This window comes from Solimonas marina, from assembly GCF_012241385.1.
Taxonomy (GTDB): domain Bacteria; phylum Pseudomonadota; class Gammaproteobacteria; order Nevskiales; family Nevskiaceae; genus Solimonas; species Solimonas marina.
The window spans coordinates 334,041-357,358 of the sequence record NZ_JAAVXB010000003.1; the positions used below are offsets into that span (position 1 = coordinate 334,041).

The 23,318-nt window shown below is 66.8% G+C and carries 18 protein-coding genes and 1 riboswitch; of the genes, 4 read left to right on the forward strand and 14 right to left on the reverse strand.

Annotated elements, in window-relative coordinates:
• Positions 1-111 precede the first annotated feature (111 nt).
• The 8 genes from G7Y82_RS07800 to thiD form a co-directional block, all read right to left on the reverse strand.
• Positions 112-708, reverse strand: coding sequence for a hypothetical protein (locus G7Y82_RS07800; RefSeq protein WP_168147456.1), 597 nt, complete (start codon positions 706-708; stop codon positions 112-114).
• A 181-nt stretch (positions 709-889) separates the two neighbouring features.
• A complete protein-coding gene (ftsX, locus tag G7Y82_RS07805; protein WP_168147457.1) occupies positions 890-1,840 on the reverse strand; it encodes a permease-like cell division protein FtsX in 951 nt (316 codons plus the stop codon).
• The gene (ftsE, locus tag G7Y82_RS07810; protein ID WP_168147458.1) at positions 1,827-2,537 is read right to left on the reverse strand and encodes a cell division ATP-binding protein FtsE; all 711 of its coding nucleotides are present in this window, start codon (positions 2,535-2,537) and stop codon (positions 1,827-1,829) included. Before ftsE ends, ftsX begins: the two co-directional genes overlap by 14 nt.
• Positions 2,538-2,655: 118 nt before the next feature.
• Positions 2,656-3,603 carry a signal recognition particle-docking protein FtsY gene (gene ftsY, locus G7Y82_RS07815; RefSeq protein WP_436286663.1) on the reverse strand — a complete coding sequence of 316 codons (948 nt, stop codon included), beginning with the start codon at positions 3,601-3,603 and terminating at the stop codon, positions 2,656-2,658.
• Positions 3,603-5,558, reverse strand: a complete 1,956-nt coding sequence (locus G7Y82_RS07820) for a VTT domain-containing protein (protein ID WP_168147460.1) — start codon at positions 5,556-5,558, stop codon at positions 3,603-3,605. The genes ftsY and G7Y82_RS07820 overlap by 1 nt, the downstream gene beginning before the upstream one ends.
• A complete protein-coding gene (gene hemL / locus G7Y82_RS07825; RefSeq protein ID WP_168147461.1) occupies positions 5,555-6,838 on the reverse strand; it encodes a glutamate-1-semialdehyde 2,1-aminomutase in 1,284 nt (427 codons plus the stop codon). Before hemL ends, G7Y82_RS07820 begins: the two co-directional genes overlap by 4 nt.
• Before the next feature lie 192 nt (positions 6,839-7,030).
• Entirely contained in the window at positions 7,031-7,675 is a 645-nt protein-coding gene (thiE, locus tag G7Y82_RS07830) for a thiamine phosphate synthase (RefSeq protein ID WP_168147462.1), read from the reverse strand.
• Positions 7,672-8,448 carry a bifunctional hydroxymethylpyrimidine kinase/phosphomethylpyrimidine kinase gene (gene thiD, locus G7Y82_RS07835; RefSeq protein WP_168147463.1) on the reverse strand — a complete coding sequence of 259 codons (777 nt, stop codon included), beginning with the start codon at positions 8,446-8,448 and terminating at the stop codon, positions 7,672-7,674. The genes thiE and thiD overlap by 4 nt, the downstream gene beginning before the upstream one ends.
• 390 nt (positions 8,449-8,838) lie before the next feature.
• Here thiD and G7Y82_RS07840 point away from each other — a divergent pair, with 390 nt between their 5' ends.
• Positions 8,839-9,684: a hypothetical protein gene (locus G7Y82_RS07840; RefSeq protein WP_168147464.1), complete on the forward strand. Its 846-nt coding sequence runs from the start codon at positions 8,839-8,841 to the stop codon at positions 9,682-9,684.
• Here the strand turns inward: G7Y82_RS07840 and mtgA are convergent.
• From mtgA to G7Y82_RS07855, 3 genes are read right to left on the reverse strand one after another with little or no spacing between them, the layout of a single operon-like run.
• Positions 9,673-10,617: a monofunctional biosynthetic peptidoglycan transglycosylase gene (gene mtgA, locus G7Y82_RS07845; RefSeq protein WP_168147465.1), complete on the reverse strand. Its 945-nt coding sequence runs from the start codon at positions 10,615-10,617 to the stop codon at positions 9,673-9,675. The genes G7Y82_RS07840 and mtgA overlap by 12 nt on opposite strands.
• Positions 10,614-11,240: a trimeric intracellular cation channel family protein gene (locus G7Y82_RS07850; RefSeq protein WP_168147466.1), complete on the reverse strand. Its 627-nt coding sequence runs from the start codon at positions 11,238-11,240 to the stop codon at positions 10,614-10,616. Before G7Y82_RS07850 ends, mtgA begins: the two co-directional genes overlap by 4 nt.
• Before the next feature lie 58 nt (positions 11,241-11,298).
• Positions 11,299-12,468: a benzoate/H(+) symporter BenE family transporter gene (locus G7Y82_RS07855; protein WP_168147467.1), complete on the reverse strand. Its 1,170-nt coding sequence runs from the start codon at positions 12,466-12,468 to the stop codon at positions 11,299-11,301.
• Positions 12,469-12,908: 440 nt separating this feature from the next.
• Here G7Y82_RS07855 and G7Y82_RS07860 point away from each other — a divergent pair, with 440 nt between their 5' ends.
• Positions 12,909-15,968, forward strand: coding sequence for a TonB-dependent receptor (locus G7Y82_RS07860; RefSeq protein ID WP_168147468.1), 3,060 nt, complete (start codon positions 12,909-12,911; stop codon positions 15,966-15,968).
• Positions 15,969-16,028: 60 nt separating this feature from the next.
• Positions 16,029-17,477 (forward strand): beta-helix domain-containing protein, encoded by a 1,449-nt coding sequence (locus G7Y82_RS07865; RefSeq protein WP_168147469.1) that lies wholly within the window; start codon positions 16,029-16,031, stop codon positions 17,475-17,477.
• A 105-nt stretch (positions 17,478-17,582) separates the two neighbouring features.
• Here G7Y82_RS07865 and metF read toward each other — a convergent pair whose 3' ends face one another.
• From metF to ahcY, 3 genes are read right to left on the reverse strand one after another with little or no spacing between them, the layout of a single operon-like run.
• Complete coding sequence (gene metF, locus G7Y82_RS07870; protein ID WP_168147470.1) at positions 17,583-18,482, reverse strand: methylenetetrahydrofolate reductase [NAD(P)H]; 900 nt, start codon at positions 18,480-18,482, stop codon at positions 17,583-17,585.
• A complete protein-coding gene (locus tag G7Y82_RS07875; RefSeq protein WP_366515635.1) occupies positions 18,479-18,847 on the reverse strand; it encodes a four helix bundle protein in 369 nt (122 codons plus the stop codon). Before G7Y82_RS07875 ends, metF begins: the two co-directional genes overlap by 4 nt.
• Positions 18,848-18,872: 25 nt before the next feature.
• Positions 18,873-20,321, reverse strand: a complete 1,449-nt coding sequence (ahcY, locus tag G7Y82_RS07880; RefSeq protein ID WP_168147471.1) for an adenosylhomocysteinase — start codon at positions 20,319-20,321, stop codon at positions 18,873-18,875.
• A 34-nt stretch (positions 20,322-20,355) separates the two neighbouring features.
• Positions 20,356-20,457: riboswitch (S-adenosyl-L-homocysteine riboswitch) on the reverse strand.
• Positions 20,458-20,563: 106 nt separating this feature from the next.
• Here ahcY and ppc point away from each other — a divergent pair.
• The gene (ppc, locus tag G7Y82_RS07885) at positions 20,564-23,290 is read left to right on the forward strand and encodes a phosphoenolpyruvate carboxylase (protein WP_168147472.1); all 2,727 of its coding nucleotides are present in this window, start codon (positions 20,564-20,566) and stop codon (positions 23,288-23,290) included.
• The last annotated feature ends 28 nt before the right edge of the window (positions 23,291-23,318 follow it).

Genomic DNA, 23,318 nt, shown 5'->3' on the forward strand with positions numbered 1-23,318 from the left:
AACTCGATGCCCTGAAACGACCGTTGCATGAAATCGTTAAGGCTGCACCCGAAATAACCTAAGCCGCCAGGGTCGCGTGGCTGCCCCCCGAAGGTCATGCTTTCGTTGCCGCTAGGGCGCTGAGCTTGAGCTCAGCGCATTGATGAGGCCTGACAGTTTCTCGCCCTGTATCACGCCCATCGCCCGAACGTACTGCTGGCCCGGTTGCACTGCGACCAGCGTGGTCGGGGTCCCCAGGCCACCGGCTTTGGTCATGAAGCTCATGTTGCGGCGCAGGTCCGCCATCAGTGCGTCGGTGACATGGTCGGCGGGGGCGTAGCCGCCGCGCTGATGCTGCGCGTCGTAATGATCTTCGTCGAAGCACAGGGCCGTTTCGGGCTCCTTTGCTTCGAGGATCGCGGCGGCGCGACGCGCGCTGGTGCCGTCCGGTCCGCTGCCGTCGATATAGGCCACCGGCACCCAATGAATGCGCACCTGGTCAATGTAGGGGCGCAGCTGCTGCCATTGGCGGGCACACATCGGGCAGTTGGGGTCGAAGAAGATCACTTCGCGAACTGAGGCGCTGCGCGGACCGGTGTCGATGCCGGTCAGTGCCGTCGCTTGCTGCCAGATCGTGGCGCTGATCGGTTTGGAGAACGGCACCAGCGTGCTGCCATCCGCCGGAGTTGCGGCCGCGGTCGATACGATGCCGCTCAGGCATAGCATCAACGCTAGACGCCGCCCGGTGTTGTTTCGCGTGATCGCCAGGACGTTTTTGGCCTTCCTTTGAAACGACTGAAACGACATTTTTCACCCTCCATGGTTGGTACGCCGCGCAGCGAGGGGCTCCGGCCATCGCGGCCGCCGTTCTGCAAGCCCTCGACCGCCAATGCTGCGCAGTGAGCGCCGCTCAGCGCGGTTCGATCAGTGCCAGCCTGCGGCCGACGGTGACGTAGGCGGCGGCCCAGCCAAGGACGATGCCGGCGGCGATCAGGCTGAAGCCGTCGGCGGCAGGCAGGCCGGACAGGCGGAAGTCGCTGCCGTAACTGGCGGCGAGCGTGGCGGCGGGCCCGGACAAGGCGTGGACGCCGATGGTGACCAGCAGCCAGGCGAGGATGCCGCCGAACAGGCCGTGCCAGAAACCGGCGTAGAGAAACGGCCTGCGGATGAAGCTGTCCGGTGCGCCGATCAGTTTCATCACTTCGATTTCGTCGCGGCGTGCCTCGATGTCGAGACGCACGGTGTTGCCGATCACGACCATCACCGCGAGGCCGAGCAGCACGGCGATCATGCCGACCGCGCGGCGTGCGATATCGAGCAGGGCGTAGAGCCGCTCCAGCCATTTCTGGTCGAGTTTGGCGATGTCGACTTCCGGCAGGCGGCCGAGTTCGGCATCGAGTTCCTGCACGCCGGCCTTGCCCACGCTGCGTGCCGGCGTCACCGCGATCACGGCCGGCAGCGGGTTCTCGTCGAGGATGCCGAGCGCGTCGCCGAAGCCGGACTGCGCCTTGAAGTCGGTGAGCGATTGGTCGCGCGAGATGTACTGCGTTTTCGCTACGTCCTGACGCGCGCCGATTTCGTGCGCGAGCGCGGCGCCGCGTTCGGCACTGACGCTGTCCTTGAGAAACAGCGAGATCTGCAGCGACTCGCGCCAGCTATAGCCGACGGTTTCAACATTGCGCGTCAGTACGTAGAGCGCCGCCGGCAGGGCCAGGGCGATGCCGATGACCAGCGCGGTCAACGCCGCGGCGACCGGTGTCTGGCGCAGCTTGCCGAGCGAGAAGAAGAACACGCGAAGATGCTCTTGCGCGAAGCGGGCGAAAAAGCCCGGACGTTCGAGGCCGGCTTCAGCGAACGCCATGGGTCTCTCCAAGGCGCGATGCGGCGGTCGGCAGGCGGTCGCTGATGTGGCCGCGCTCGAGGTGGATGATGCGCTTTGGCACGGCTTCGATCAGGTCGATGGCGTGCGTGGCGATCATCACCGTGACGCCGGCTTCGTTGAAGCGCGCGAAGCCGCGCATGACGTCCATCGCCATTTTCGGATCGAGGTTGCCGGTCGGCTCATCGGCCAGGATCAGCGCCGGTTTGGTGACGATGGCGCGGGCGATGCCGACGCGCTGTTGCTCGCCGCCGGACAGCGTCAGCGGCAGCGATTTTTCGTAGCGCAGTAAACCCAGCGCATCGAGCGCGGCACGCGTGCGGCGCGCAATGTCGGCGTAAGCGTAGCCGCGCACGACCAGCGGCAGCGCGACGTTGTCGAACACCGTGCGGTCGGCGAGCAGGTTGAAGTTCTGGAAGACCAGCCCGATGTGCTGGCGAAACGCCGGCACGCGGCGCGGCTTGAGCACCGACAGGTTCTGGCCCATGACCACGATCTGTCCACGCTGCGCGCGGCACAGCGCAGCGATCAGGCGCAGCAGCGTGCTCTTGCCGGCGCCGCTGGGGCCGGTGACATAGACCATCTCGCCCTGCGCGATCGAGAAGCTGACGTCGCCGAGCACGTCCTGACCGCCGGGATAGCGGTAGGAAACCTGATCGAAGCGGATGAGCTCGGTCATGGGCGCGGGCGGAGGGAGGCGGGCGGCAGGAGGGGGGAAATGCGGAGCCGCAGCTGCGGATCGCCTGCCCCTGGCTCCGGCAACGCCTCTCGCCTCACGCCTTGCCCCTCACGTCGTTTCATTCCCCGATCAGTGCGTCGACATAGGCTTCGGCGTCGAACGGCTGCAGATCGTCGACGGCCTCGCCGAGCCCGATGAAGCGAACCGGCAGCGACAGCCGGCGGGCGATGGCCAGCAGGATACCGCCCTTGGCGGTGCCGTCCAACTTGGTGATGACCAAGCCGGTGAGACCGATCGCTTCGTGGAACTGCACGGCCTGGATCAGCGCGTTGCCGCCGGTGGTCGCATCGACCACCAGCAGCACCTCGTGCGGCGCGTACGGATCGTGCTTTTGCACCACGCGTTTGATCTTGCGCAGCTCTTCCATCAGATGGCCTTGCGTGTGCAGGCGGCCGGCGGTGTCGGCGATGACCAGATCGAAGTCACGCGCCTTGGCCGACTGCACGGCGTCGTAGATGACGCTGGCCGCGTCGGCGCCTTCGCCCTGCTCGAGCAGCGGTACGCCGGTGCGGTCGGCCCAGGTCTGCAACTGCTGCACGGCGGCGGCGCGGAAGGTATCGCCGGCCGCCAACAGCACGCGTTTGCCCTCACCCTTGTAGCGCGCGGCGAGCTTGCCGATCGTGGTGGTCTTGCCGACGCCGTTGACGCCGGCCACGAACAAGATGAACGGCTTGATGAAGGCCGGCATCTTCAACGGCTGTGCGATCGGCGCCAGCAGTTCGAGCAGCGCTGCCTTCAGCACTGCACGCAGCTGCTGCGGACTCTTGACGCGGCCGGCGTTGACTTCGTTGCGCAGCCGCTCCATCAGCCATTCGGTGGCGTCGACGCCGGCGTCGGCGAGCAGCAAGCGCGTCTCGATTTCGTCGAGCGCGTCCGGCGTCAGCTTGTCGGCGGTGAAGAAGGTCGAGATGTCGCGGGTCAGCCACGAGTCGCCCTTGTTCAGGCGCGCGCGCAGCTTGCTCATCATGCTCGGCGAGGAAGTGGGAGTGTCGGACATGTTCGGCATTACCAGAGCAGCCAGACCGGGCCGATGACCCGGTGCTGCGTATCGGGGAGGTCGGCCAGCAGCGGTTGCAGCGGCGGATTGAAGTCGGTGGCCACCGGGTAGCGCAGCACGCGGTGGAAGCTGCGCGCCTCCTGGCGCATGACGCTGCCGACCCAGATGGTGCGGCCGTCCATCAGGCGGAAGCTCGACGGCCAGAGGCGAAGATAATACTGATGGTCGTCATCGACCGGGCGGCGCAGTACCAGCGACGGATGCTTGCCGAAATTGACCTGTGGCATCACCGGCAACTGGTCGATCGGCGCGCTGCTGGTCAGCCAGTGCAGCATCTGCCGCGGCGTCAGCGGTGCCGGCTCTTGCCAGCCCGAGGCCAGCAGATGTGCGCGAATCGTCGGTAGTTCGCCGGCCCATTGCACGGTGAACGGCTGACGGGCGCGGCCGGTGGCGTCCTGGCGCTGCAGCGGCAGGCGCTGCACGGTGCGCGGCTGCTGCCAGTGCTGCAGGCTGATCGCCTGCTTGGCGACCGGCGGCTGTGCTTCCGGCGGCGGCATGCGATGCCATTGCAGGCTCAGGGCGATGAAGAACGTCAGCGCGATCGGCGTGATCAGCCGCACGGCGGGCAGGCGTTCGGGGTTGTGCCAGCGGTAGCCCAGGCCCAGCAGCGCCGTCCACGCCAGCCCGAACAACACCAGCAGCAGGGCGACGCTGAACCACAACACGCCGAGATAAAGCTGTGCGAAGACCACCAGCAGCAGGATCAGCGCGCTGGTGGCGTAGAGCGTGGTGCGCGCCCAGGACGCGGCGGCGGTGCTCAGCAGCACCGGCAGGAAGCTGTAGGTGACGGTGGCCAGGACCAGATCGCGACCATGTGCGGCGTCCGGCAAGGTCGTCGCGAAGTAGTGGAACGGCGGCGGCAACAGCGGGATCGCGTAGAGGCCCAGCGCGATTGCCCCGCCGAAGGCCAGCGCCGCCGCCCAATGCGCGGCCGCATGCGGTTTGCGCAGGATCACCAGCATCACGAAGGTGATGGCGCCGATCGGCATGTAGACCGGCCACTCGCCGATTTGCAGCAGGCGTTGTGCGAGTGTGAAGCCGACCGGTGTATGAACGTCGCGCAGCCATTGGAAGATGGCCGCGTCGAGCCGTGTCGGATAGTGATGCAGATGATGGCCGGCGACCAGGTAAAGCAGGACCGCGGCGATGATCAGCAGCAGCACCGCCAGCACCAGCAATGCCGGGGTCTCCGGCAGTTCGTCGTCGATCAGTGCCAGGCCATGGCGGCTGAAGTGCTGCTGGTCGCGGCTCCAGCCGAGCAGGCGCGGCAGCCACTGTGATGCCAGGCGGCCGACGACGCGCGTCACCGCCGTTGCCAGCCAGAACGTCAGCCACATCGCCACCATCAGGCCGAGCAGCAAACTCGCGAGGCGGCCGGCGACCTCGGCGGCCAGGCCCAGTGAGGCGCCGAACGCAACGCCCGGCATGATGAAGGCGCAGGCCCAGATGAAGGCGCCAACGACATCGGCGCACAAAAACAGCCAGAAGCGCATGCCGGAGGCCGCGGCCAGCGCCGGCGTGATCGCGCGCAGGGGGCCGAGAAAGCGCGCCAGCAGAATGCTGTACGGGCCGTGCTTCTGGAAGAAACGGCGGCCATTGGTGACGATGTCCGGATGGCGCTGGAAGAAGCGCGCATTGAACAGGCGGTCGCCGTAGCGTCGGCCCAGCCAGAAGCTGAAGATGTCGCCGATCAACGCGCCGGCGCAGGCGATCAGCAGCGTCGGCCACAGCTCCAGGGCGCCAAGGGCAACCAGTGCGCCGATCGCGAACAGCGGCAGCGCCGCCGGAATGAAGGCGCCGACGACGAACAGCGAGTCGAGCAGCGTGATCGCGAACAGCAGCCATAGTGCCCAGTTCGGGTGGGCATTGATCCACGTCAGAAGCGTGTGCAGCGCTTCCGTCATCGGCTTTCTGCGAAGGCCTCTGCCGCGGCGTCCAGGGTCTGTTCGATCTCGGCGGCGCCGTGCCGGGTCGAGACGAAGCCGGCTTCGAAGGCCGACGGCGCGAGATAGACGCCACGCTGCAGCATGGCGTGGAAGAAGCGCTTGAAGCGCTCCGCGTCACAGCGCATCACATCGGCGAAGCCGGTGATCTGCCGCGCGTCGGTGAAGAACAGGCCGAACATGCTGCCGACCTGCGTCGTCGTGAACGGCACGCTGGCGGCCGTGGCCCGTTCGCGCAGGCCGGTGAGCAGGGTCGTGGTCGCGCGTTCCAGTTCATCGTACAGCGCGGCATTGTCGAGCTTGCGCAGGATGGCCAGACCCGCGGCCATTGCCAGCGGATTGCCGGATAGCGTGCCGGCTTGGTAGACCGGGCCGATCGGCGCCAGTTTTTCCATCACTTCGCGCTTGCCGCCGAAGGCGCCGACCGGCAGGCCACCACCGATGATCTTGCCGAGCGTGACCAGATCGGCCTCGATGCCGTAGCGGCCGCAGGCGCCGGCCGGGCCGACGCGAAAGCCGGTCATCACCTCGTCGACCACCATCAGCGCGCCTTCGCGCGTGCACAGGCTGCGCAGGCCTTCGAGAAAGCCCGGCTGCGGCGGCACGCAGTTCATGTTGCCGGCCACCGGTTCGAGGATCACGGCGGCGATCGCGTCCGGGTGGTCGCGGAACAGCGCTTCGACCGAGGCCAGGTCGTTGTACTGCGCGGTCAGGGTGTACTTGGCCAGATCGGCCGGCACGCCCGGCGAGGTCGGCACGCCGAAGGTCAGCAGGCCGGAGCCGGCCTTGACCAGCAGCGCGTCGCCGTGGCCGTGATAGCAGCCTTCGAACTTGAGGATGTAGTCGCGGCCGGTGGCGCCGCGCGCCAGACGCAGCGCCGACATCGTCGCCTCGGTACCGCTGTTGCACATGCGCACCATGTCCAGGCCCGGCACGCGCGCGCAGAGCAGCTCGGCCATGTCGATCTCGGCCTCGGTCGGCGCACCGTAGGACACGCCGATCTCGAGCTGGGCGCGGATCGCGGCAAGCACGTCCGGGTCCTGGTGGCCGGTGATCATGGGGCCCCAGGAGCCGACGTAATCGATGTAGCGACGACCGTCCGCATCGACCATCCAGGCGCCTTCGGCGGCGCTGATGAAGCGTGGCGTGCCACCGACCGCGCGAAATGCGCGCACCGGCGAGTTGACGCCGCCAGGGATGGTCCTCTGCGCGCGCGCGAACAGCTCGTCCGAACGACTCATGAGTGTGCTCCGTCGCGGCGTGGGGCGGCGCCAACTGGGCGGCCTGTGCCGCCAGCGCAAATGCTGGCCGGGACACCGCCGGGGATCGTCTTCTGCGCGCGCTCGAACAGCTCGTCGGACCGACTCAAGATTCAGGCTCCTTCGGGGCGGAGCGGCCTGCGCGTGCCCCGGACAATATTCAGGTAGGCGATTCTAAGGGATGCGCGCTGTCTGTCCGCCGATCGCGGCGACATAGGCGCGTGCCGCCGCCTCGATGTCGGCGGCGCCGAACACGCCGTCGATCGCGGCGATCAGCGTGGCGCCCGACCTGGCGACCGGCCCGAGGTTGTCCGGCGTCAGGCCGCCGATCGCGCAGATCGGCGCGTCCAGTGCCGCGTGTGCGGCGGCCAGCGTCGCCAGCTCGGCCGGCGGTGCGTCGGGCTTGGTCTTCGACGCAAAGAAGCGGCCGAACGCAACATAGCTGGCGCCGGCCGCGACGGCGGCGCGTGCCCGCTCCAGCGAATTGCCGCAGGTGGCGCCGATCACCGCGTCGGGGCCGAGTTGTGCCCGCGCGGCCGCCAGCGAACCGTCGCTGGCGCCGAGATGGACGCCGGCGGCGCCGACCGCGGCGGCCAGCGCGGTGTCGTCGTTGATGACCAGCAGCGCGCCGGCCTCGCGGCACAGCGCATTGAGCGCGGCTGCGTTGGCGTGCCGCCGTGCGGCGTCGCTGCGCTTGTCGCGGTACTGGATCAGGCTTGCGCCGCCGCGCAGCGCGGCGGCGACGGCCGTCATCAAGCGCGCGTCGTCGTCGACCAGAGCGTCGGGGGTGATCGCGTAAAGACCGGAGGGAACTGTCATGTCAGGTGGCGCTTCGGAATCAGGCGGCCCTGGCCGGCCGCATAGGCAGCTGCAAGGGTGCCATGGGTGTAATCCTGCGCCCGCGCGATGGCCTGGCCCCAGTCGTCGCCGACGGCGATGCGGCCGGCGATCGCCGCCGCCAGGGTGCAGCCGGCGCCGTGAAAGCGCGCGTCGATGCGCGGGCTGCGCAGCGTGTGCAGCGTGCCGGCGCCGTCACGCCATAGATTTTGGATGTCGAGCCCCGGTTCGTCACCGCCGGTGATCAACACCTGACGGCAGCCGGCAGCGGCCAGCCGTGCGGCGGCGGCCGGCAGGTCGGGGGCGTCCGGCATCAGGCGCCGTGCTTCGGCGGCGTTCGGCGTCAGCAGCGCCAGTTGCGGCAGCAGTTGCTCGATGAGTCCGGCGCGCAGGTTGGCGTCGCTGAGATCAGTGCCGCCGCCGGCACGCAGCACCGGATCGCAGATCGCCGGCACGCCGGCGCGGCGAATGACGTCGACCAGTACCGGCAACAGCGCGGCGTCGCCGATCAGGCCGATCTTGACGGCGGCGACCGGGCCATCGGCGAGCAGCAGCTCGACCTGCTCGGCGACCTGTGCCGGTGGCTGCGGCAGGACGCGGCGGACGTTACCGCTGTCCTGCACCGTCAGCGCGGTGATGACCGTCAGTGCATGCGCGCCCTGTGCGGCGATCGCTTCAAGGTCGGCGTGGATGCCTGCGCCGCCCGACGGGTCATGGCCCGACAGACACAGGACCCGCGGCCGTGACGTCAGCATCGGTGGGGGGATCCCGCACTTGACAACCGCCGCACACCTTTGCCGCGCTGCAGCAGTTTATGCACAGTAACGGTGCCCGCACTGCGCATAGGCCCGTGCTTGCGACATTTTTTTGTCAAAATGCAGTAGAAAATATGCAAGTTCATGTTTTGAAATGGGAAAGTTCGATGAACAGAAACTATCCCCGAAGCAGAAATCAACGAAGTTACGGCCACTTAAGGACTTGGTCGACGCATTGTGCACAAAGATATCCACAGAGTTTGTGGGCAACTTCGAGTTTTTCCATTGATAGCTTACATTTATCGTAAAAACCTAAAGTTAATCTTGCTTATGGGCTATCGATATGCATGGGCCTTGGCGTGGGGCGGCGTCCTCTCATGCGGCACTGCGATGGGGGGCGCGACCGGACTGCCGGCGGTGCACGATCCGGCAATTCCCGAGCTGTCCGGCTGCGCCAGCGACGGCCGGCAACCCGAGCGACTGTGGGTGCACAACGACAGCAGCAATCCACCGCTGCTGTTCGCGATCAACCCGCAGGGCCAGGTCCTGCAGCGGGTGCGCGTCGACGGCGCCGACAATGTCGATTGGGAGGACATCGCCCACTTCGTCTGGCATGGGCAGTCCTATCTGGCGCTGGCCGATACCGGCGACAACTTCGCCTGGCGCGACGGCGTGGCGGTGCTGCTGATGCCGGAGCCGGTACCCGGCATGCGCGAGCTGCGCCCGGCGCGCACGATTCGTGTGCACTACCCGGACGGTGCACATGATGTCGAGGCGCTGGCGGTCGATGCTGCGGCTGGCGACATCCTGCTACTGACCAAGCGCCGGCCGCCGGCGCGCCTCTATCGGCTGCGGCTCGACGGCCCCGACGTCCAGCAGGCCGAGCCGATCGCGACGCTGCCGGACTGGTGGCCGGAACGACAGACGCCGGTCGAGACCATCAGCGAGTGGCATTACCGCGGCGCGGTCAGCGCCATGGACTTGTCGCCGGACGGCCGGCGTCTGGCGATGCTGACCGGTACGCACTGGATGGTCTTTGATCGTGATGGCGGCGAGCCCTGGGCGCAGGTGCTGCAGCGCCAGCCGCGCATCGCACGGATTCCGCGGCCGTCCGACGGGCCGGACACGATTTACGAGGCGCTATGCTGGGCCGCCGACGGCGGCTTGTGGATCAACGGCGAGCGTCTGCCGGCACCGCTGCTGCATCTTGCGCCGGGAGTGCCGTCAGGGCCCTGACGGCGGCGGCGCGGAGTCGCCGTTGGCGTCGTTGCTCGGTTCGGACGATGGCGGGCTGTCGGCATTCGGTGGCGGTTCGAACGCCGGCGGCGGGCTGTCACTGGCCGGTGGCGGTAGTTCGGTCGGCGGCGGCAGCGGCTCATCGTCGGGTTCCAGCTGCGCGGCTGGCGCCGGTGTCGGTGCGGCCGCCGGGGCGCTGGCCGTAGTGCCGTTTTCGTCGTCGTCGATCTGCTGCTGCAGGTCGTCCGGAATTTCCGGTTCCGGCTCGCTGTCCGGTTTGTGCCCGCCGTAGCCCATCTGGTCGAGGATCCAGTTCACCCGGCGCTGCACATAGCTGCCCGGATGCGTGACGCTCCAGTGCCGTGGGCTGGGCAGCACCGAGGTCAGGTGCGCGGCCTCGGTGGCGCTGAGCGTCGCCGCCGAATGATGGAAATAGTGCTGCGAGGCTGCCTCGACGCCGTAGATGCCGGGCCCGAACTCGGCAATGTTCAGATACATCTCAAGGATGCGCTGCTTGCTCCACAGCGCTTCAAGCAGCACGGTGTAGCCGGCCTCGACGCCCTTGCGGAAATACCCGCCGCCACCCCAAAGGAACAGATTCTTGGCGGTCTGCTGGCTGATCGTCGACGCGCCACGGATGTGCTTCGAGTGCTTGTTGTGCTCGCGCGCCTTCTCGATCGCGTCGATATCGAAGCCGTGGTGCTGGTAGAACTTCTGGTCCTCCGAGGCGACCACCGCCTTGCGCATGGTGCCGGCGATCTTGCTGCGCGGCACCCAGTGGTACTGCACCGGCTTGACCGGGCTGCGCAGCATGTAAGACGTGATCGGTGGCGGAATCCAGCGCAACAGGCCGACCGGCAGCACGGTCACGGCGAGGATCAGCACGACCAGCCACAGCAGAAGACGCGGGCCGCGGCGACGGCGCTTGCTCATGGGCGATTCCGATGGCGTTCGAGATCGAACACCGGCAGGGTGAGGTTCCAGTAGATCGCCGCGATACGCAGCGAAGCGACCACCGCCATGCCGCTGAACGAGGCGTAGATGCGCGGGATGCCGAGTCGCTGCAGGATCAGATAGCAGATCGAGCCGGCGATCACGGCAGTCGCGTAGAAATGACCGCGGCCGAGGATGAATGGCACCTCGTTGCACAACACATCGCGCAGCAGGCCGCCGAAGGTGCAAGTGATGACGGCGATGACCACCACCATCAGTGCCGGCAGCTGCGCGGTTTCGGCGATCTGCGAGCCGGTCATCGCGAACAGCGCCAAGCCCAGCGCGTCGGCGATTTCCAGCTCGCGTTCCGGCGGTCGGCGGTAGCGCACGTAAAGAATCGTCAGCGCCGAGGCGACGAAGATCGTGATCAGGTAGGCGGTGTCGGTCAGCCAGAAGATCGGCCGCCGCATCAGCAGGTCGCGGATCGTGCCACCGCCGAGCGCGGTGACGACGGCGATCACGCCGACGCCGACCGGATCGAGGCGTTTGCGGCCGGCGGCCAGCGTGCCGGACACGGCGAACACGCCGACACCGACCAGATCGAGAATGCGGACGAGCGTCATGCCCGCGATTGTACGGTGGCGCGCCCGGCCACCCGCAAACGCCGCGCCGAGCAAGCGCTCAGCGTGCGAGCAAACGCCGCGCGCCGAGTACCGCGAAGCCGACCACCAGTCCCCAGAAGGCCGAACCGATGCCGAGCAGGCTCAGGCCGGATGCCGTCGCCAGAAAGCACAGCACGGCGGCTTCGCGCTCGCGCGGCGCGGCGAGCATGCCGGCCATCGCGCCGCTCAGCGGTGCAATCAGTGCCAGGCCGGCGATGGTGGCGATGGCGTCGCCCGGCAGCTGCCTGAACAACTCGACCAATGGCGTCGAGAACAAGGCCAGCAGCAGATAGAAGCCGGAGTAAACGACGCCGGCGCGCCAGCGTCGCGCGCGGTCCGGATGGGTGTCGTCGCCGGTGCAGATCGCCGCGGTGATCGCCGCCAGATTGATGCTGAACGCGCCGAACGGTGCCAGCAGCAGGGTCGTCAGTCCGGTGTAGAGCAGCACCGGCCGCGGCGGCGTGTCGTAGCCGGCGCTGCGCATCACCGCGAGACCCGGCAGGTTCTGCGAAGCCAGCGTCACCAGGAACAGCGGAATGCCGAGGCTGACCAGCGCTTTGGCGTCGAGGACCGGCGCGGTGGCGCCGAGCGTGCCGAACAGGCCGCCGCCAACGTGGCCGATCTGTCCGCGCACCAGCACGGTGGCGATCACCAGCAGCAGCGCGGCGAGCAGGGCGTACGTCGGCCAGCGCTGACGGATGACGATGAACACGATCAGTGCCGGCAGCGCCATCAGCAGGCTGTGCTCGACGCTGCGAAACAGCGCAATGCAGAACGACAGCAGAATGCCGCCGAGCATGGCGCTGGCGATCGCCGGCGGAATCCGCGCCGCCAGCCGGCCGAGGGCCGGCACCAGTCCGAGCAGCATCATCAACGCCGCCGCGAACAGGAACGCGCCGACCGCCGGCCCATAGGCGACGCCGCTGGCGCCGGCGATCAACGCCGCGCCCGGCGTCGACCACGCCAGCACGATGGGCATGCGCAGCGCGATGCTCAGGGCCGCGCCGGCGATGCCGATGCCGAGGCACAAGGCGGTGACCGCCGAGCCGATCTGTGTGGCGCTGGCGCCGAGGTGCTGACCCATGCTGACGATCAGCGCGATCGTGCCGCCGAAGCCGACGACTGCGGCAATGAAGGCATTGGTGAAGACGGACAGCGGCCAGTTGCGGGCGGTGGGGCTGGGGATCATGGACGTGGGGCGAGACAGCGGGAACTAAGGCCTTAACGGATCGGCCCGGGCACCCGGAAATCATCGCCGATCCGCGCCCGTCGAAACGAAAGTGTCACCTGATCGCAACTCTAACGTTACGCCCCGGCCATACGGTGGACCGGGTTGGGAGGCATCGCGACCGTGCGAAACAGACAGAGCCGGGGGACGGCTCGGCACGGGACGCGATAGCGGACAGGCCGTTTCGAGACGCCTGAGCAGCGGCGCGAGGCGCCGGCATTTTCCGAATCTCCTCCAGCTACGGCGGGTGCCGACGCGCACAGTCGTGGTCTGTGGATCAGGTGCGATGAATCCGGTGGGTGCCGCGAGCCGGCACCGCCTGCCTGAACTCCCGACGCCATTCGATCGCGGTGGCGCGTCGCGCTGCCGCGGGTTCGCGCATGCAGCCGATAGGGGTTTCAATGAGAAGGTTCGCAGTTCAGCACATCGCGGCTGCCGCACTGTCGTGCTACGCCGTCGCGGCCCACGCCGACGACGAACTGGTGGTCTATGTCTTTCAGGACGGCGCGCCGGCGGCGGGCCTGACGGCCGCGCTCGACGGTGGTGCGCCGCAGATCGTCGGCAACGACGGTTCTGTGGTCTTCGACCTCGGCGAGGGCGCGCACCGTCTGGTGTTGTCGCGCGACGACGAAACGCTGCATGTGCTGCGCTTCAATGCAGCGAGTGGCCAGTACGTCGATGTCAACGTGGCGCTGAGCGCGCACGGTCAGCCACGTGATTCGATCGAGCGCTACTTCGATGCCGAGTCGGCGGTCGAACGCGCCGAGGCGCCGAAAGGCTCGGTCAGCGGTCTGGTCACGCAGGACGGCGCGCCGTTGGCTGGCGCCACGGTCGGCGTGCGCGGCGCAGCAGCCGCGGTGCAGACCGATGCCAGCGGTCGTTACGCACTACGGCTGCCGCGCGGTCACTACACGCTGGTGATCCAGCACGACGGCAACGGCGCCGCGGCGACCAGCGACGTGCGCATCGTCGGCAATATCGACAAGCACGAAAACTTCGCGATCGGCGGTAGCGCCGGCGACGACGGTATCGCCGAGATCGTCGTCAGCTCGTCGCTGCAGCCGCGCGCGTTCGAGGAAAACGAGCGCTTCGCGACCAATGTCATCGACACGCTCGGCATCGAGGAGCTGGCGCGCTACGGCGACAGCGAAGTCAGCGCCTCGGTGCTGCGCGTGCCCAGCGTCACCGTGCAAGACGATCGCTACGTCTTCATCCGCGGTCTCGGCGGCCGCTATGTGACGACCACGCTCAACGGCGCGACGCTGCCGAGCACCGATCCGTCGAAGCGCACGGTGCCGCTCGATCTGTTCCCGAGCAACATCGTCAGCCAGCTCGACGTGCGCAAGACCTTCATCGCCAGCATGCCGGGCGAGTCGACCGGCGGCAATCTGGTCATCAATACGCGCAGCTTTCCGCAGGCGGCGGCCGGCAAACTGTCGCTGACGCTCGGCTACATCCCCGGCCTGACCGGCGACGACGTGGCGTCCGATCCGAGCCGCAACTTCACCTCCGATCTGCTCGGTTGGGATCACGGCAATCGTGATGTGCCCGGCGGTGTCGAAGGCATCGCGGCGGCGCTCGAATACAGCGACGAATATTCGGACAACGTGCAGCAAGAATTGCGTCGCGTCGGTGGCATCCTGCTCAAGGATCATCTCGATCTCGATCGCACCACGGCGACGCCGAAGCTCTCGTTCGGCGCCAACTACGGCGACGTCTACGGCTTCGGCGGCGGCGAGTTCGGCTTCTTCGTCGCCGGCAACTACAAGAACGGCTGGTCGCAGCGCGACAAGGGCGTGGCACGCACGTACTCGGCGGGCGGCAGTGGCAATGCCTACGACGACTTCGACTTCGTCGAAAGCAGCAACGACATCGATGCCAGCGGTCTGCTGTCGCTGGGTCTCAACCTCGGCGCCAACACCTTCCAGGCCAACACCGTGGTGTCGCGCGTCACCGAGAACCGGGTGCGCGTCTCGCAGGGCCTGGACGGCGATTCGGCCTTCCAGTCGTACCGCTACACGATCGACTGGATAGAGCGCCAGTTCCTGTCGCAACAGCTGCTTGGCGAGCATGTGCTCGGCGCCGGTGGCCGCTTCACCGTCAACTGGCAGCTGACCGGCAGCCAGGCGCGGCGCTATGCGCCCGATCGTCGCGAGGTCCGTTTCGACCTGCGAGAAGGCGACGATGTCTACAACCTGCAGGTGCCGAATCTGCTGCGTCGCTATGACGATCTGACCGACAACAACGTCGACGGTGCGCTCGACTTCGCCTACAAGTTCGAGCCCACCGACTTCGGCGTGGCGACGCTGTCGTTCGGCGCGCAGGCCATCCATCGCAAGCGTGATGCCGACTCGCAGAGCTACGGCTACGACGGCGGCCTGCAATCCGGCGTCGACGACAACGCGCCGAACCGCCTGGTCAGCGACGTGCTCACCGTCGACAACATCACCGGCGATCCGGGCACCGGTTTCGCGTTCCAGGACAAGACCCAGCCCAGCGACAGCTACGAGGCCGAACTCGATCTCGACAGTGCCTGGCTGTCGTACGACCTGATGTTCCTCGAGCGTTACCAGATCGTGCTCGGCGGCCGCTATGAGCACTATCGGCAGACCACCGATACCTTTCAGTTGGCTGGCGACCAGAGCGCGGTGCGCTCGGTGATCGACGAGAACACGTTCCTGCCGACACTGAGCTTCAACTGGTTCATCGACGACGTTCAGCAGCTGCGCTTCGCAGCGACGCGCACGGTGTCCCGGCCGGACTTCAAGGAAACCTCGAACGCGGTCTTCTACGATCAGGAATTCAACTTCCGTGTTCGCGGCAATCCGAATCTGAAGATTTCCAAGGTGACCAACCTGGACCTGCGCTGGGAGCGCTACTGGTCGGAGAACGAAAGCCTCAGCGTCGCGCTGTTCTACAAGGACTTCACCGATCCGATCGAGCGCGTCGTGCAGGCGGCGTCCGGCACCGCCGGCAATTCACGCACGTTCCAGAACGCCGATTCGGCCTATCTGTACGGCGTCGAAGTCGATACGCGCCGCAACCTCGCGTTCGGCGACGCCGGCCGCAACGCCTTCGTCGCGTTCAACGGCAGCTATATCGATTCGAAGGTAAAGCTCGACGGCGGTGACGCGCGCAAGCTGCAGGGGCAACCGGACTACACCGTCAATCTGGTGCTCGGTTACGACGACGTGCCGACCGCGCAGCAGCTCACGCTGCTCCTTAACCAGAACGGCAAGAACATCGTCGATGTCGGCGTGTCCGGGCGTCCGGACGTGATCGAAGAGCCACGGCTCAAGCTCGACCTCAACTACAAGATCAACGTTGTCGAGAACTTCGCGTTCAAGGCGAAGGTGGGAAATCTGCTGAATTCGAAAATCGAGTTTACGCAGGGTGGCAAGGTGTTCCAGCGCTACGAGACGGGTGTCGAGCTGGAAGCCGGTATCGACTGGAAGTTCTGAAGCTTCGCTAACGCCTTTTCAGTCGCAGACGAATCCATGGACACACAGAACGGAGTGCTTATGACTTTCAAGAAACTGATGCTGGCGTCGGTGATGGCGGCGGCTTTCGGCGGGTTGTACGGTTGCACCGAGGGCGACAAGACCTCGGTGTTGATCGAAGGCGACACGACCACCAACAACGGCGGCAGCGGCAGCGACTCGGGCGGCACGACGACCGTGTCCGAAAACTGCCCGGACTGGGCGTCGGCCAAGAACAAGGATGCCAGCGGCAATGACGTTTGCGCGCTGCCGTCGACGATCATGGAAGATCGCACGCTGACCCGCGATATCGTCTGGTATCTGCAGGACCGCGTCACGGTCGGCAACGGCAACGGCGAGATGTCGGCGACCGAGGGCGAGCTGGCCAACGGCGGGGCGGTGCAGAACGTGACGCTGACGATCGAGTCGGGTACCCAGATCAAGGGCAAGAAAGGCACCTTCGCCAACCTGCTGATCACGCGCGGCTCGAAGATCACGGCGGTCGGCACGGCCGCTGCGCCGATCGTGTTCAGCTCCGACGACGACGACTACACCGGCTCGGGTGAGTGGGGTGGCCTGATCATCGGCGGCTACGGGCGGCACAACGAATGCGATGATGCGGCCACGGCCTGCAACGTCGACGGCGAAGGCGAATCGGGCTTTGCCGGCGGCTACAGCGCCGACGACAACAGCGGCTCGCTCGAATACGTGATCGTCACCGAAGGCGGCTACGAATTCGCGCCCGGCGACGAGATCAACGGCATCTCGCTGGTCGCCGTCGGCTCCGGCACGACCATGGATCACGTGCAAGTCAACGCCAACTCCGACGACGGTATCGAGTTCTTCGGCGGCGCGATTCACGCCAAGCATCTGGTACTGACCGGCAACCTCGACGACTCGCTGGACTGGGACGAAGGCTTCCAGGGCAATATCCAGTACGTCATCGTCAAGCAGTCGGCGGACACCTTCGGCACCACCATCGAGGCCGACACCTTCGGCACCGACGCGTTCCTGTCGAAGCCGGTCGTTGCCAACGCGACCTTCATCGGCGGCGCCGGCGCGTCGGACCCGAACTTCATTCACAACATGAAGGAAGGCACCGGCGGCTTCATCGTCAACTCCATCCTCAGCGTCGACAGCAGCAGCACGACCGACCCGGCCTGCATTCGCGTGTCGGACGACGCCAAGGCCAACATCAGCGCGCAGACGCTGGTCTACCACAACGTCATCCTCGACTGCAGCTATGACAGCACGCTGGGCTTCGACTCGAGCTCGCTGTTCATGGTGTCGGCCGATCTGAACGCCAGCTACGCCTCCGGCGCCGCCGAAGCGCAGCTGTCGTCGCCGATCGACTGGACGGCGTTCAACGGCACCTACCCGGAAAGCACCGCCGATGCGAGCTTCCTCGACGCGACCGACTACATCGGCGCCGTCGATCCGAACGCCAGCTCGGCCTGGTACTCGGGCTGGATCCTCGACGGCTCGCTGTAAGCGCCTACACGAGGCATCAAAAAAGGCGCGGCTGCGATGGCAGCCGCGCCTTTTTCCGTTTTGCCGTGTTCGACGAAGTTGCGAACGATCGCGCCGCGTCCGCGGCTACGGGCCGACGTCGTCGGCAGGCAGGCCCAGCGCTTTCCAGAGCCGCAGGGTCGGATCGGCCTGGTTGATCGTGTAGAAATGCAATCCGGGTGCGCCGCCCTTCATCAGCGTCTCGCCGAGCCGGGCGACGACGTCGGTGCCGAAGTCGAGCAGCGCCGGCTTGTCGTCCTGCAGCGCTTCGAGTTTGAGGCGGACCCAGCGCGGCAGGTCGGCGCCGCAGTTGCCGCAGAAGCGCACGACATTCTGAAAGCCGGTGATCGGCATGATGCCGGGCACGATCGGCAGCGTCATGCCGGCGGCCGCGCAGCGGTCGCGAAAATAGAAATAGGCATCCGGGTTGTAGAACAGCTGTGTCAGCGCGCTCGACGCGCCGGCATCCGCCTTGCGGCGGAAGTGCTCGAAGTCCTCGTCGATGCTGCGCGCCTGCGGATGCATTTCCGGATAGGCGGCGACCTCGATGCTGAAGTGCGTGCCATGCGTTTCGCGGATGAACGAAACCAGCTCGTTGGCAAAGCGGAACTCGCCCGGTGCTTCGGGCGACATGGCCGTCGCCGGCAGGTCGCCGCGCAGGGCGACGATGCGCGTCACGCCGGCCGCCTTGTAGCGTTCCAGCAGCGCCGCGACCTTGGCGCGGGTCGAGCCGATGCAGGTCAGATGCGGGGCGGTGGCGATGCCGGTCTGCGTGACCACGTCGACGACGGTGTCGTAGGTGCCGTCCTGGTCGGAGCCGCCGGCGCCGTAGGTGACCGAAAAGAACGCCGGGTTCAGCGCCGCAAGGCGCGCGACCGTAGTCGGCAGCTTGGCCTTGCCTTCGGACGTGCGCGGCGGGAACAGCTCGAACGAAAAGTGGATGCCGTCAGGCGGGAGGCGGGAGGCGGGAGGCGTCGAGGGCGTCATGGATGGGATGATTTGATCGCGTTCAGAAAGCCGCCGAGCTTTGCGAAGACACGATCGAGCTGCTCGTCGAGTGCTTCATCTTCGCCGAGCAGATCGAGTCGGCGGGCAATCTGAATTTGGGTTTCGATTTCGGCGAGCGAGCCGCGTGCAATGTGCAGAAAGTGCAATAGCTCCGCACGACCGCTGCGCGCCATGCCTTCGGCGATATTGGATGGAACGCTGACGGCGGCTCGGCGAAGCTGGGAAGTCAGTCCGAAACGTTCATCGGCAGGGAATGAGGCGGTGGCACGATAAACGGCAGCAACGAGATCGAGCGCATCGCGCCAGACCTCCAGATCGTGATGCCGCCGCTTTTCACGCCTCACGCCTCACTCCTCTCGCCTCACGGGATCAGTAGCGGTAATGCTCGGGCTTGTACGGGCCTTCGACCGGCACGCCGAGATATTCGGCCTGGTCGGCGGTGAGCTTGGTCAGCTTCACGCCGATCTGCTCGAGGTGCAGGCGCGCGACTTCCTCGTCGAGCTTCTTCGGCAGGCGGTAGACGTCCTTTGCGTAGGTCTCCTTGTGCGCCCACAGGTCGATCTGCGCCAGCGTCTGGTTCGAGAACGAGTTGCTCATGACGAAGCTCGGATGACCGTGCGCGCAGCCGAGATTGACCAGGCGACCTTCGGCGAGCACGTACAGCGAACGGCCGGTGTCGGGGAAGGTGTAGCGGTCGACCTGCGGCTTGATGGTGTCGCGCACCGCGTCCGACGCGTTGAGGCGATCCATCTGGATCTCGTTGTCGAAGTGGCCGATGTTGCAGACCAGCGCATTCGACTTCATCGCGCGCATGTGCTCGAAGGTGATGATGTCCTTGTTACCGGTGGTCGTGACGTAGATGTCGGCGATGCCCAGCGTGTCCTCGACGGTCTTGACCTCGAAGCCTTCCATCGCCGCCTGCAGGGCATTGATCGGGTCGATCTCGGTGACGATGACGCGCGCGCCGAGGCCGCGCAGCGAGTGCGCGCTGCCCTTGCCGACGTCACCGTAACCGCAGATGCAGGCGACCTTGCCGGCGACCATCAGGTCGGTGGCGCGCTTGATGCCGTCGGCCAGCGATTCGCGGCAGCCGTAGAGGTTGTCGAATTTGCTCTTGGTCACCGAGTCGTTGACGTTGATCGCCGGCACCAGCAGCTTGCCGGCTTCCTTCATCTGATAGAGGCGATGCACGCCGGTGGTGGTCTCTTCGGAGACGCCCTTCCAGTCGGCGACGACGCGGGTCCAGAAGCCCGGGCGCTCGGCGGCAGTGCGCTTGAGCAGGTCCTTGATGACCTTGACCTCATGGTTGTCGGACGGCGTGTCGACCCAGCGGTCGCCCTGCTCCATCTCGTAACCCTTGTGGATCAGCAGCGTCACGTCGCCGCCGTCGTCGACCACCAGCTCCGGGCCGGTCAGCGTGCCGTCGGCCAGCTTGTGGGTGACGGCGTCGAGCGTGCAGTCCCAATACTCTTCCAGGGTCTCGCCCTTCCACGCGAACACCGGCGTGCCGGCGGCGGCGACCGCGGCGGCGGCGTCGTCCTGCGTCGAGAAAATGTTGCAGGACGCCCAGCGGACCGTCGCGCCGAGCGCGCCCAGTGTCTCCAGCAGCACCGCGGTTTCCTTGGTCATGTGCAGCGAGCCGGTCAGGCGCACGCCGGCCAGCGGCTGCTGCGGCGCGTACTTGGCGCGGATCGACATCAGGCCGGGCATTTCCTCCTCGGCCATGCGGACACGCTTGCGGCCGAGTTCGGCCAGCGACAGGTCGCGGACCTTGAAGTCGCCGTCGGCCAGGGCGGCGGGTTTGAGTTGTGCGTTCATGCGTGCGCTCCTCGAAAGTTAGCGAAAGATCGGATCGGAACGGGCGCCGTTGCGTCGTCTCCGGGACGCAGGGCGCCCCGAGCCCGCCGAGCCTGGTCCGCCTCCTAAAAGGCGGATCGCAACGCCCCTCGGCGGGAACGCGGACGCCGATTGTATCCGCTTATGCGGATCAAGAGATATAGGATCGGTCGATCGGCTTTCGGAAGACCCGCACTGTCACGTTGTTTGCTAGCGTTAGTGGCATGGACACGCGTGAAATTACGATCCCGACCCTCGGCCAGCGCGACGTGCAGGCCAATGACGCGGCACTGCGCGAGGATGTGCGCCACCTTGGTGCCACCGTCGGCGAGATGCTCGCCGAGCAGGTCAGCGAGGCCTTTCTGACGCGCGTCGAGACCTTGCGCACGGCCGCCATTACCCGCCGCCAGCAGGGCCAGTCGGTCGAGGCGCTGGCCGGTCAGGTCGTCGACCTGCCGGTCGAGCTGGCGCTGGACCTGACGCGCGCGTTCTCGACGTACTTCCAGGCCGTCAACATCGGCGAACGTGTGCACCGCATCCGCCGTCGCCGCGAATACCAGCACGCCAGCGAGCAACCGCAGCCGGATGGCCTGCTCGACGTGCTGCGCAAGCTCAAGGCCAGCGGCGTGTCGGCCGACGAGCTGATCGGCTGGATCGAGCGCCTCAATGTCGAGCCGGTGTTCACCGCGCACCCGACCGAGGCGCAGCGCCGTGCGCTGCTCGAAAAAGAGCAGGAGATCGTGCGCTGCCTGATCAACGGCTTCGATGCGTCGCGCACGCCCTGGGAAATTCGCGGCGACTGGGAGCGCCTGCGCATGGCGCTGACCGCCGGCTGGCAGACCAGCGAGACGGCGCCGGTCAAACCCAGCGTGCAGGACGAATTCGAGCACGTCGGCTTCTATCTCGGCGGGCCGCTGTATCGGGTCGTGCCGGTGTTCTACGAGCAGTTCGAGGACGCGCTGCACGAGATCTACGGCGTGCCCTATCGCTTGCCGACGCTGCTGCACTTCGCCTCATGGGTCGGCGGCGACATGGACGGCAATCCGAATGTCGGCGCCGATACCATCCGCGCGACGCTGCGCGGCCAGCGCGAGATGATTCTCGACCGCTACGCGTCCGAAGTCAGCGCGCTGGCCAGCCTGCTCAGCCAGACGCGCAGCCGTACGACGGTCACTGCCGACCTCGACGCGCGCATCGAGCGCTATCAGGAACTGTTGCCGAAGGCCGCCGCGGCGATCCGCCCGCGCCATGCCGACATGCCCTACCGCGTGCTGCTGACGCTGATGCGGGCGCGGATTCGCGCCACGCAGCGCGACGACAGCGACGGCTATCCGGAGGTCGGCGAGCTTGAAGCCGACCTGCAGTCGATCATCGAATCACTGCGCGCCGCCAAGGGCGAGCACGCCGGCCTGTTCGCGGTGCGGCGCCTGATGTGGCGCGTCAAGACCTTCGGCTTTCATCTGGCACGGCTCGACGTGCGCCAGGATTCGCGTATTCATGCCGAGGCGGTCGGCGCGCTGCTGGCCGACCCGCAGTGGGCCACGCGTGCGCCCGAGCAGCAGCTCGACACCTTGCGCGCCTATGCCGGCCGCGAAAAAGTGTTCCCGGCGTCGAACGATGTCACCGCGCAGCGCACGCGAGCGGTATTCGTGGCGCTGGCCGACGCGCAGGAGACCTACGGGCCGAAGGCCACCGGCCTGTACATCATCAGCATGGCCAAGAGTGCGGCCGACGTGTTCGCGGTGCTGGCCTTGGCGCGCTACGGCGGCCTGGTCGATGCGCGGGGCAATGTGCCGCTCGACGTCGCACCGTTGTTCGAAACCGTCGACGACCTCAAGCGGGGGCCCGAAGTGTTGCAGACCCTGCTTGCCGATCCGGTCTACCGCCTGCACCTGGCGGCGCGCGGCAACCGGCAGATGGTCATGCTCGGCTATTCGGACAGCGGCAAGGACGGTGGCACGGTCGCGTCGCGGTGGGGCCTGCAGCGCGCCCAGGTCGAGCTGCTCGAAATCGCCCGCGAGCACAACGTCGCGCTGAGCTTCTTCCACGGTCGCGGCGGCTCGGCGAGCCGCGGCGGCGGGCGCGTGATGAACGCCTTGATGGCGAGTCCGCGCGGTTCGGTCGCCGGTCGCCTGCGTGTCACCGAGCAGGGCGAAGTCATTCACCGCAAATACGGCATACGCGCGCTGGCGCTGCGCGAGATCGAACAGAGCGTGGCGGCGACGCTGCGTGCGTCGCTGCGGCCGCGCATTCAAGAGCCGCGCGAGGCCGAATGGAAGGCGACGATGGCGGCGCTGTCGCAGACCTCGCGCGAGGCCTATCGCGGCTTTGTCGGCGACGAGCGCTTCGTCGAATATTTCCGCTTGGCGACACCGATCGACGTCATCGAACGCATGACGCTCGGTTCGCGGCCCTCGCGGCGCGGCACGATGAAGGGCGTCGAGAGCCTGCGTGCGATTCCGTGGGTGTTCGCGTGGACGCAGTGCCGCGCCATCATCACCGGTTGGTATGGCCTCGGCAGCGCGCTCGAACGTAGCGCCGCCGAATTCGGCGAATCGCGCCTGCACGAGATGGTCCGCGACTGGGCCTTCTTCCGCACCATGCTCGACGACATCGACATGGTGCTGGCCAAGTGCGATCTCGATGTCGCGCTGCAGTACTCGCGCCTGGCCGGCGAGCTGCATGAACCGTTCTTTTCGCGCATTCGCGATGAGTTCGAACGCACCGTGCACTGGGTGCTGCGCATCAAGCGCAGCGACCGCCTGCTCGCCGCCGATCCTCGCCTCGCCGAGTCCATCCGGCTGCGCAACCCGTACGTCGATCCGATCAATCTGTTGCAGGTTGATCTGCTGCAGCGCTGGCGTGCCGGTAGCAGCGAAGACGACGAACTGCTCGCCGCACTGGTCGCCACCGTCAACGGCATCGCCCAAGGCCTGCAGAACACGGGGTAAAAAAAGGGCGAAGCACTGCTTCGCCTTT

Bases quoted from the DNA above. Each gene is read 5' to 3' on its own strand.
- ftsX (WP_168147457.1), bottom strand. From the start codon at position 1,840: ATGGCGTTCGCTGAAGCCGGCCTCGAACGTCCGGGCTTTTTCGCCCGC.
- ftsE (WP_168147458.1), bottom strand. From the start codon at position 2,537: ATGACCGAGCTCATCCGCTTCGATCAGGTTTCCTACCGCTATCCCGGC.
- ftsY (WP_436286663.1), bottom strand. From the start codon at position 3,603: ATGCCGAACATGTCCGACACTCCCACTTCCTCGCCGAGCATGATGAGC.
- G7Y82_RS07820 (WP_168147460.1), bottom strand. From the start codon at position 5,558: ATGACGGAAGCGCTGCACACGCTTCTGACGTGGATCAATGCCCACCCG.
- hemL (WP_168147461.1), bottom strand. From the start codon at position 6,838: ATGAGTCGTTCGGACGAGCTGTTCGCGCGCGCGCAGAGGACCATCCCT.
- thiE (WP_168147462.1), bottom strand. From the start codon at position 7,675: ATGACAGTTCCCTCCGGTCTTTACGCGATCACCCCCGACGCTCTGGTC.
- thiD (WP_168147463.1), bottom strand. From the start codon at position 8,448: ATGCTGACGTCACGGCCGCGGGTCCTGTGTCTGTCGGGCCATGACCCG.
- G7Y82_RS07840 (WP_168147464.1), top strand. From the start codon at position 8,839: ATGGGGGGCGCGACCGGACTGCCGGCGGTGCACGATCCGGCAATTCCC.
- mtgA (WP_168147465.1), bottom strand. From the start codon at position 10,617: ATGAGCAAGCGCCGTCGCCGCGGCCCGCGTCTTCTGCTGTGGCTGGTC.
- G7Y82_RS07850 (WP_168147466.1), bottom strand. From the start codon at position 11,240: ATGACGCTCGTCCGCATTCTCGATCTGGTCGGTGTCGGCGTGTTCGCC.
- G7Y82_RS07855 (WP_168147467.1), bottom strand. From the start codon at position 12,468: ATGATCCCCAGCCCCACCGCCCGCAACTGGCCGCTGTCCGTCTTCACC.
- G7Y82_RS07860 (WP_168147468.1), top strand. From the start codon at position 12,909: ATGAGAAGGTTCGCAGTTCAGCACATCGCGGCTGCCGCACTGTCGTGC.
- G7Y82_RS07865 (WP_168147469.1), top strand. From the start codon at position 16,029: ATGACTTTCAAGAAACTGATGCTGGCGTCGGTGATGGCGGCGGCTTTC.
- metF (WP_168147470.1), bottom strand. From the start codon at position 18,482: ATGACGCCCTCGACGCCTCCCGCCTCCCGCCTCCCGCCTGACGGCATC.
- ahcY (WP_168147471.1), bottom strand. From the start codon at position 20,321: ATGAACGCACAACTCAAACCCGCCGCCCTGGCCGACGGCGACTTCAAG.
- ppc (WP_168147472.1), top strand. From the start codon at position 20,564: ATGGACACGCGTGAAATTACGATCCCGACCCTCGGCCAGCGCGACGTG.